Annotated in this window: 4 protein-coding genes; 1 reads left to right on the top strand and 3 read right to left on the bottom strand. The window is 72.2% G+C overall.

The window, feature by feature from the left end; genetic code table 11:
• Positions 1-45: 45 nt before the first annotated feature.
• The 3 genes from ACFXMF_RS46770 to ACFXMF_RS46760 all read right to left on the bottom strand — a co-directional run bounded on the left by ACFXMF_RS46770 (position 46) and on the right by ACFXMF_RS46760 (position 3,151).
• Positions 46-1,272 (bottom strand): hypothetical protein, encoded by a 1,227-nt coding sequence (locus ACFXMF_RS46770; protein ID WP_379991281.1) that lies wholly within the window; start codon positions 1,270-1,272, stop codon positions 46-48.
• Positions 1,272-2,069 carry a polysaccharide deacetylase family protein gene (locus tag ACFXMF_RS46765; RefSeq protein WP_360309174.1) on the bottom strand — a complete coding sequence of 266 codons (798 nt, stop codon included), beginning with the start codon at positions 2,067-2,069 and terminating at the stop codon, positions 1,272-1,274. Before ACFXMF_RS46765 ends, ACFXMF_RS46770 begins: the two co-directional genes overlap by 1 nt.
• A 119-nt stretch (positions 2,070-2,188) precedes the next feature.
• Positions 2,189-3,151: a hypothetical protein gene (locus ACFXMF_RS46760; RefSeq protein ID WP_379991280.1), complete on the bottom strand. Its 963-nt coding sequence runs from the start codon at positions 3,149-3,151 to the stop codon at positions 2,189-2,191.
• Positions 3,152-3,359: 208 nt separating this feature from the next.
• On the opposite strand from ACFXMF_RS46760, the gene ACFXMF_RS46755 reads away from it, so the two are divergent.
• A complete protein-coding gene (locus ACFXMF_RS46755) occupies positions 3,360-4,823 on the top strand; it encodes a hypothetical protein (RefSeq protein WP_379991279.1) in 1,464 nt (487 codons plus the stop codon).
• Positions 4,824-4,915: the final 92 nt, after the last annotated feature.

The raw sequence follows: 4,915 nt of genomic DNA, 5'->3' as shown, positions 1-4,915 counted from the left end.
GCATGCGCCTCCCGCCGCCCACCCTTGGCGAGGGGTCTTCGGGGGTCAGCGGAAGACGCCGGTGTGGCCGAGCGAGTACCGGCCCGGCTGCGGATACACGCACAACCCGTGCGGGCCCACGCCGACCGGGATCCGGGCGAGCAGGTGCCCGTCGGTGGTGTCGATCGCGTATACCTCCGCGTCGTAGCGTCCGCTGAGCCACAACACCTTGCCGTCGGCGGAGACACCGCCCATGTCCGGGCTGCCGCCGCCGGGCAGGTGCCACTTGGCGGTCAGCGCGCCGGTGGCGAAGTCGAGTACCGAGATCGAGCCCTCGCCGCGGTTGGAGATGTACAGGCTCTTGGAGTCGCGGCTCGGGTACAGGCCGTGCGCGCCCTTGCCGGTGCGCAGTTTGGTCGGCTTGCCGAAGGTGTCGCCGTCGAGCACCCAGACGCCGTCGGACATCATGTCGGCGATGTACCAGGTCTTGCCGTCCGGGGAGATCTTGACGTCCTGCGGCATCGAGCCGGACAGCGGGATCTTCTGCTTGGCCAGCACCTTCATCTCGGCGGTGTCCACCTTGAGCAGCTCACCGGAGAACTCGCAGGAGACGATGAAGTACTTGCCGTCGGGCGAGAAGTCCGCGTGGTTGACCCCCGCGCACTCGCTGGGCACCGCCTTGACCACGGCCATCGTGTGCGCGTCGCGGAAGACCAACTGGCGGTCCATCGAGGCCATCACGACCGCGTACTTGCCGTCCGGCGTGAAGTAGAGGTTGTACGGGTCGTCCACCGGGACCGGCGTGCCGACCTTGCCGGTGGCCGGGTCCAGCGGGGTCAGCGTGTCGCCCAGGTCGTTGTTGACCCACAGGGTCTTCAGGTCCCAGGACGGCACCACGTGTTGTGGTTGGTGGCCGACCTTGATCGTCTCGATCACCTTGTAGGTGCTCGGGTCGATCACGCTGACCGTGTTCGACTCGGTGTTGGGCACGTACACCCGGGACGGGAAGTCCTTGACCACGTCCGAGAACATGCCGGGGCGGTCGGCGGCGTACAGATCGTGCGGGTCCAGTGGGGGCGGCATGCCCGGCAGCAGGTTCGCGGTTTCCGGCGCCGGAAGTGCGGCCGGGACGGGCGCGGGTTGCACGGGGGCGATCGAGGACGTGCTGGGGGAGGGCTTCGCCGTGCCGTCCGAGGAGGACGCGCACGCGGCGGACGCCACCAGGCAGCAGGCCACCAGGAACAGGGCGACCGGGCCGGGACGGCGACGGGTGGGGGAGGGATGAGTGGTCATCAGGTGACGAGCTCCGACATCGTGACCGCCCGCAGTCCGCGGGTCCGTAGGCCGTCGAGGATTGCGGGCAGCGCGGCTACGGTGCCCGGGTGTCCGAAGTGCAGGCTGACCACCGAGCCCGGCCGAACCCCGGTCAGCACGGTACGGCTGACGGCGGCGGCGCCGGGATCGGTGAAATCCAGGGAGTCCAGGTCGTAGCCCAGGCAGTGCGCGTATCCGGCGCGGCGGACCTGGGCGACGACGGTGGGCGTGCAGTCCTTGGCCTGTGAGGGCCGAAACCAGCGTCCGATCGAGCCGGTGAGGCGCTTGAGCCGGTCGGCGCAGTCGGTGATCTCGGCGTAGGTGCGATCGGCGGACATCGAGGAGATGTCGCCGTGATGCATGGTGTGGTTGCCCAGTTCGTGACCGCCGTCCAGGACCCGGCGCGCCATCTGCGGCTGTTCGTCGAGCCAGCTGCCCACCGCCAGGACCGTGCCGCGCGCGCCGGCCGCCTCCATCAGGCCCAGCATCGAGCCGGCGATCTCCGCACTGCCCTGACCGTGGAAGGTCAGCGCCACCTGGGGGCGATCACGGGGTCCGGAGGTGACCTGGAACGGCAGATCGGCGGGCAGCGGGGGCGGTTCGGGAACGGCGCCGACGGCCGGTGCCGAATCGGCGCCGACCGGCTTCGCCGTGGGTGCGGGCATGGACGCGTGCGGGGAATCCTCGCCACACGCGCTCGCGACCGCACCGACCGCACCCAGCGCGGCGGCCCGGGCGAGCTGCCGCAGCGCGCTGCGGCGATCCAGAGGCGTCACGCTGGCGACCTTACGCGCTGTGATCGTCCGGATGCGAAATGTGCACGTCGGATGGGGTACGTGTCGCGGTGTGGGGATGTGTCCCGGGCTCGGCGTGTCCCAGGGGTCGGCGCCTCGACTCAACCGGCCGTCGGCGGCACCGCCTCCGTGTACGCCCGCAGGATGGTCAGCGCCTCGACGGTCAGGCCCGGACGCGCCTCCGCCCGGACGGTCGGCGACCACTCGGCCCAGCGCAGCGGCCAACCGCCGTCGTCCTCCTGGGCGTCTGCCAGTGCACCCAGGCCCGCCCGCAGTTCGGCGTCGGAGAACCAGCCCCGGGCCAGGCTGTCCGGGCGCCGCGCGAAGTCGTGCGGCAGGTGATACTCGCCCTCGGCGTAGCCCGGGGCCAGCCGGGCCCGTTCCGGATGCGCCGGGTCGAGCAGCACGAGCCGCTGCTCCCGGACCAGTTCGCCCAGTCGTTCGGCCCGACGGCGGGCCCAGGGCCGATCGGGGAGAGCGTCGAGGAAGGTGACTGCCGCCTCCACCTCGTACGGGTGGGTGGTGTGCAACTCCTCGACGGCGGTACGGCAATACTCCGTCGCCCGGGTCAACCACGGATGCTCGACGCCGGCGTGCAGGAGCGGGCCGACGATCCAGCCGGTCGGGATCAGGCCCGCGACCGGCGGATCCGGGACCACCAGCCACGGCGGGTGCGGGTAGTCGCGCAGGCTCGCCAGCGCCGGCGGCACCCCGCCCGCCTCGGTCGTCACGCCCGCCAGCCAGTCGCACAGCCGAGCCGACTCGGGGCCGCGCAGCGCTTCGGTCTCCGCCAGGATCGGCATCGCGGTACGCAACGTCGCCGGTTGGGGCAGCGGCCCTCGCACGTCCGGCTCCAAGCCGTAGGCGTAGCCGCCGTCCGAGGTCCGGTACGCGTGCAGCGCGTCGAGCACACCGGCACGTTCGTCCGCGGTGGGCCCGGGCGCCCGAGCCGTCTCGACCGGTGTGCCGAACAGGTATGCGAAGCGCCGCTGTTCCAGGACCCGCCCCGACGTCCACAGGAACCGCTCGGCCCGCTCGACCATGTCCTTCGTGATCCACGTCATGCCCGGACGCTAACGGGCGGATCGTCGCGGATCTTGAACGAATCGGACATCGGGCGTGCCGGATCGGCGATTTCGTGGCCGTTGCGTGTCGGGACCTGGGCCCGCCGATGACGGTTGGTGGAATTTGCCCGCGCGGGGGTTGGCCCGCGCCCCGCCGGCCGGCCACGGTGGGCGGGTCAGGCTCGACGACGCTCTTCGGGGGATGCTCGTGTTCGCTCGTTCCGGTAGCCATGCTCTGCGCCGATCCGTAGTCGCCGGCTCCGCCGCACTCGCCGTCTCGGCCCTGTTGGCCGGCCCGATCCCGGCCGCGCACGCCGCCGAGTCGGAGCGATCGGCGGGCTCGCACGGCACGTTCGGGGTGCACCGGGACGGCCGCCCGGTGGTGGTCCCGTTCCGGACCGGGCGCGACGGCGAGGCTCTGGTGACGCTCACGGTCGCCGCGCCGGGCATCGACTGGGGCACCCCGGGCCGGGAGTCGGCGGTGTTGCAACTGAGCGTCGACGGCCGACCCGCGGGCGACGTGGTGGTCTTCGGGTCCACGCCCACCGAGCGCAGCTTCGCGCTCGGCGCGTTGCGCAAGGGACGGCACCGGCTGACCCTGGGCTACGCGGCCGACCGGTCCTCGGCGGCCGGCTCGGTGGTGCGGGTCTCGCGGCTGCGTACCGAGACCATCGGCACCGGGGAGCGCGAGCACGCCGTGGCCGCGAACGCGCCGGTCCTGTACGGGCGGAGCATCCCCGGCGTGCCCGGCGGCGCGACCGGCCCGTTCCAGAACGCGATCTCCGACACCCCGGTGCTGGCCTGGTACCAGGAGGCCCCGGCGGCGACCGCCGGCAACCGGGTGCTGACCTACACGATCGTGTGGAGCAACGAGGACGGCGGCACCTCGACGCCGGCGCTGATGGCCCGCTGGGGCCGCACCACCGACATAGAGTGGGCCTACCGCGTCGAGGTGGACGCACGAGGCAGGGCGGTGCCGGGCACGGCCTACTTCCAATCGCCCGACCACGGCACGAAGTTGTTCGCCGGGCGCTACGAGGACGGCCATCCGCTGCTCCAGACCTGCACGTTGAACAACAACCTGTGCGACGTCGTGGACAATCCGATGCGATTCGCGCCGGCGGCGGTCGAGCGGCTGGTCGACCCGAAGAAGACCGCGCGCGAGGAGATGGTGGACCGTCACCCGTGGGTGTACCCGGTGATGACCGCCGAGGTACGCCGCGAGGGCCGGGTCGTGGCCGATCCGCCGGCCGACACCACCACGCTGATCGCCGACCCGCAGGACTACCTGTACGCGGTGATCCGCAAGACCACCTCGGCGCCGCCGCCCGGCGCGGCGGGCTGGAACGGTGTCGCGCTCGGTGTGCGGATCAAGGGCGATCCGACGCTGTACCGCTCGGACCGCGCGCGGGTGGACTGGTCGTTGCAGCGTGACGACCCGGCGGCGACCACGGTCCGACTCCCGCACGGGACGCGGGCGTCGGACATCGTCGAGGTGGTCGCGATTCGTACCGTGGCCGGGGTCGACCCCGGTTCCACGATCACGGTGAACGGGGTCAACCGGGCGTTTCTGCTGGGCGCGGACGACCGACCGGGGCGGGCAGTGCCGGTCCGTCCGAAGTCGGTCACGCTGAGCGCGGCGGCGCCGGAGGCGGTGCTGTACCGCCGGTGAACCGGTTGGCATCGGGCACCGGCCGGGCTTGATGAGGTGTTCTCAAGCCGCGGTCGGGAGTCGGGCGCCGGGCGGGCCGAAGTCGGCTCGCC

It is taken from the genome of Embleya sp. NPDC059213 (assembly GCF_042754445.1).
GTDB lineage: Bacteria > Actinomycetota > Actinomycetes > Streptomycetales > Streptomycetaceae > Embleya.
Note: the sequence above shows the minus strand (reverse complement) of the source record. Positions and strands in the feature narration are given on the sequence as shown.

Coding starts and splice junctions, on each gene's coding strand:
- ACFXMF_RS46760 (WP_379991280.1), bottom strand. CDS start 3,151: ATGACGTGGATCACGAAGGACATGGTCGAGCGGGCCGAGCGGTTCCTG.
- ACFXMF_RS46770 (WP_379991281.1), bottom strand. CDS start 1,272: ATGACCACTCATCCCTCCCCCACCCGTCGCCGTCCCGGCCCGGTCGCC.